Below are 3,575 nucleotides of genomic sequence, written 5' to 3'. Positions count from 1 at the left end.
GTTTTCCGGAAGCGCCCTCAGGGTGTCACACGGACGCTCTCCGCAGCGAAGCAAGGAAGAGCGGAGCGTCCGGGTGACGGGTGCCCCTGCGTAGGCGCGGAGGAAACATGCGGCGCACCGCCCAAACGCCTCAGCGTAAGAAACGGTTAGGCTGCCGCCTCGCAGAAGGTCACCTTCACCGAACCGTTGCCGCGCTCGCGCATCCACTGCGGCGCGTTCTCAGCCGAAGCAATCGCACCATCAGTGACAGACGGAGCGATGTACGAGCCACCCGCGCCACCGGCGCCGCCCTGCATCGTGTAGCCGAGGCCCTGACGCACACCGGTCGGGCTGTTCAGCCACTTCTGGGTCAGCACAATCGAGGAGACGGACTGTGCCGCGCCGGAACCGCCGCCTCCGTAGCCTGCGCCACCGCCGCCGGACACCACGGACTGGTAGCCGTTGAAGTTCTGCGCGTACGCGCCTTCGTCATTGTAGACGTCCAGGTCCCAGCTGCGATCCTCGTAGGTGCCCTTCTCGTGCACGCTGGCGGGGTTCTCGTCCAGCTGGTAGGAGTATGCGCCCGCGCCGTCGCCGCCGTTGCCAGCGAAGCCACCGGTACCCGCGTTACCGGCAACAAACTGGCTGAACAGCACCTGGTTGTTGGTGCTCTCGAAGCCGATGATGGGGCCGCTAACCGGAAGGGTGCCTGCCACGCCGCCAGCACCGCCCACGCCCGCCGCGCCGCCGAAACCGGAGTTGTAGGTCAGCACCTTGGAGCGTTCAGCCTTGTAGATTTCGTAGCCGGGGGTACCGTTGGAGCCTGCCGCTGCGGAGGCGCTACCCGCCGCATCGAACTGCGGGGATGCGTCCGAGCCGAATGCCGCCACGCCTGCGTCGATCTGGCCGTCGAGGTTGGAGTACCAGGGGTCTGCGTAGGACACGCCGGAGCTGGTCATGCCCGCGCCACCACCGCCGCCTGCAACCGCTACAACGGTGCCGTCGATGAGCAGTGCGGAGGAGCCGCCGCCGGATGCGGCGTAGACCTGGCTCTTGGAGTTTGCAGGGTCAGCGTATTTTGCGTCGACCTGCGCGGTGACGTTGGCGGGGATGGTGTAGGCGGGTACGGAGCCGCCGTTGCCGTAGCCTTCACCGCCGGCGGTGGGGGTGAGGGAGCCGTCGCCAATACCGCCTGCCGCGGCGATGATCTGCACGGTGGAGCCGGGGGTTACGGGGATGATGCCGGTGACCTTCGCGCCGGAGCCCGCCTGGGTCATGCGGTTGTTGGTGCCACCCGCGCCGCCGACCAGCTCAAAACGAAGCTTGTAGACGTTGTTGGGCACGGCGAAGCTCTGCACGGTCTTGGCGCCTTCGTCGGTGCCGGAGATGCTATACGCCGGGTTGGCCGCCAGGATGCAGTCGTTGGTGGCGGCGACGGATGCCGCGTAGGAGGGGATGGTTGCCGAGGCTGCGACGACCGGTGCCGCCCAGGCTGCACCAGCGACGAGCTTGCGGCGGGTCAGGGAAGTAGACATGGTATGCCCTTTATTCAGGTGGGGTGATGTGTTTGCGGCGCGACTTTATTTGGCTCCAAACAAGCCTCGATTTACTTGCTGTGGAAAGAAAATCAGCGCCGAGGAAAAGAATACCCTGAACCTCAGCTTTAACGTAAATCTCTGGTTGGAGCGCGGCATGGGAGCCTTTGGGCACCTTGCGCCGCGCCTTTCCTTCGCTCCTGCAGGGGAACCCGCCGCACCCGGACGCTCCGCTTCTCCTTGCTTCACTGCGGAGAGCGCCCGGGCGGGCACCCTGATGTCGCTTCCGGAAGGTGCGGCTTTATGCGAGCCGCAGGTTCCGCCCGCGCACGCAACGCCAGCAGAGGGTCTGCAGGTTCTCGGGCTCGTTGTTGCCGCCTTCGGACAGCGGCACCTTGTGGACGACCTCGAGGATGAGGATTCGTTCACGCATGATGGAGTTGCCGCATCCGGGGTTTTGGCAGGTGTAGTTGTCGCGTTCTTTGATGCGTTGGCGCAGTTGGGCGGTCATGAGGGTGCGTTCGCCGCCTTCGGGCCATGCCCAGCGTATTTTGCGTTCGAGGGTTTCGGAGAGCGCGTCGAGGGTTGGGGTGTCGAGGGTGACGGTGACGGCGCGGTTTTCTTTGCCGTTGATTGAGGTGTATTCGAACCGGTAGGCGGGGTAGGGCACGGTCAGCCCTACGTGGCAGACGTTGAGTTTGTTCCAGAACTCGTCGGCGTAGTGCTTGGTGATGAATTGGGGCGGGTTGATGTGTGCAATCATGTCGCCTTCGCGGCGTCGCACGTTGTCGATTGCGGTTTCGAGGCGCGCGATATCACCGGAGAGGCGTTGCACGTCTTTGAGGGTTTGCAGGTCGGCTTCGATGTGGAAGTATTTGGTGAGGCTGCCAATGGGGTCCCGTTCGGCTTCGAGGACGACCTGTTGGGAGGAGTTGTAGACGTGCGGGGGACGTTCGTCTGTTTTCTTCCGCAGCAGTGTCTGCCAGGTTTTGGGTTGTTGGACTTCGACGGTGGCGAGGTGGCCGTACATGCCGTTGGTGGAGGTGCCGAGTTCGTAGACTCCGTGGGTGTAGATGTCGTGCACGTAGCTGGCGACTTCGTTGTATTCGCTGGCGAGTGTGGCGGTGCGTTGCCGGTGTGTCTGGAATTCGGGGGATGCGAAGTACCGGTTTTTGCGGATGGTTAGGATGATGCCCACGATGAGCACAATGATGGCGACGCCGAGGATGACGTACCAGAGGGAGAAGGCGAGGCATACGGCGAAGAAGATGCCGAACCCTTTGAGGAATTTCATGGGTGTTCCTTTGTGATACGGCGGTGTATCTGTGAGTGTAGATTTCCTCCATTAGGGTATCGGAGGTGCTCGCGGTGCGCAAAGCGTTTGGTCATGTCGGAGAGGGTTTGGCTGCAGGCTACACCTTCCGGATGCGCCCTCAGGGTGCCCGAAGCGAAGCGAGGGCGGGTTCCCTGCGACGGCGCGGAGGAAGTGTGTAGGCGCAAGCCTCACGAAACAGACCCGGCGGAGCCAGCAAAAGGTTGAGAAGGCGACAGCCCCCTCCCCCTCCAGTTCGTTATGCCGGTATCGCGCACGCAAGCCCCGCCCTTACTAATCTGAGGCTGGGTGTTTTACGCAGGGAGCGGGAGGGATGGTGTCCTCCGTCGTGACATCAGGGTGCCCGAAGCGAAGCGAGGGCGGGTCCCCTGTAGGAACAAGGAGGAACATCATCCCTCCGAATGCCAGAATAAATTAAAAACACAAAAGCCCTGATTCCGAAGAATCAGGGCTTCATTTGTGCGCGATACTGGGATCGAACCAGTGACCTCTTCCGTGTCAGGGAAGCGCGCTACCGCTGCGCCAATCGCGCTCACAAAACAGTTGTTTTGTTGCGAGGTGAGGACGGGATTCGAACCCGCGTACACGGCTTTGCAGGCCGCTGCCTAACCACTCGACCACCTCACCGCATACGCTCCACGAGGGAACGCGTTCGAACTCTTGGAGTCCTTACGAGCGGTTGACGAGACTTGAACTCGCGACATCCACCTTGGCAAGGTGGTGCTCTA

2 protein-coding genes and 2 tRNA genes are annotated in these 3,575 nt (G+C 62.6%); all 4 read right to left on the bottom strand.

Going from position 1 to position 3,575, the window contains the following annotated elements; translation table 11 throughout:
* Window positions 1-146: 146 nt before the first annotated feature.
* The 4 genes from QZ540_RS08280 to QZ540_RS08265 all read right to left on the bottom strand — a co-directional run bounded on the left by QZ540_RS08280 (window position 147) and on the right by QZ540_RS08265 (window position 3,474).
* Window positions 147-1,514: a hypothetical protein gene (locus tag QZ540_RS08280; protein ID WP_294629133.1), complete on the bottom strand. Its 1,368-nt coding sequence runs from the start codon at window positions 1,512-1,514 to the stop codon at window positions 147-149.
* A gap of 301 nt (window positions 1,515-1,815) precedes the next feature.
* On the bottom strand, window positions 1,816-2,808 hold the full coding sequence (locus tag QZ540_RS08275) for an HNH endonuclease signature motif containing protein (RefSeq protein WP_294629131.1): 993 nt from the start codon (window positions 2,806-2,808) through the stop codon (window positions 1,816-1,818).
* 499 nt (window positions 2,809-3,307) lie between these two features.
* Window positions 3,308-3,379 (bottom strand) — tRNA-Val (locus QZ540_RS08270).
* Window positions 3,380-3,403: 24 nt separating this feature from the next.
* Window positions 3,404-3,474: transfer RNA gene (locus QZ540_RS08265), tRNA-Cys, on the bottom strand.
* Window positions 3,475-3,575: the final 101 nt, after the last annotated feature.

Source organism: uncultured Rothia sp., assembly GCF_916049665.1.
Lineage (GTDB): Bacteria > Actinomycetota > Actinomycetes > Actinomycetales > Micrococcaceae > Rothia.
The sequence above is the reverse complement of the archived record's forward strand: the minus strand, read 5'-3'. Positions and strand labels throughout refer to the sequence as shown.

Coding starts and splice junctions, on each gene's coding strand:
- QZ540_RS08280 (WP_294629133.1), bottom strand. CDS start 1,514: ATGTCTACTTCCCTGACCCGCCGCAAGCTCGTCGCTGGTGCAGCCTGG.
- QZ540_RS08275 (WP_294629131.1), bottom strand. CDS start 2,808: ATGAAATTCCTCAAAGGGTTCGGCATCTTCTTCGCCGTATGCCTCGCC.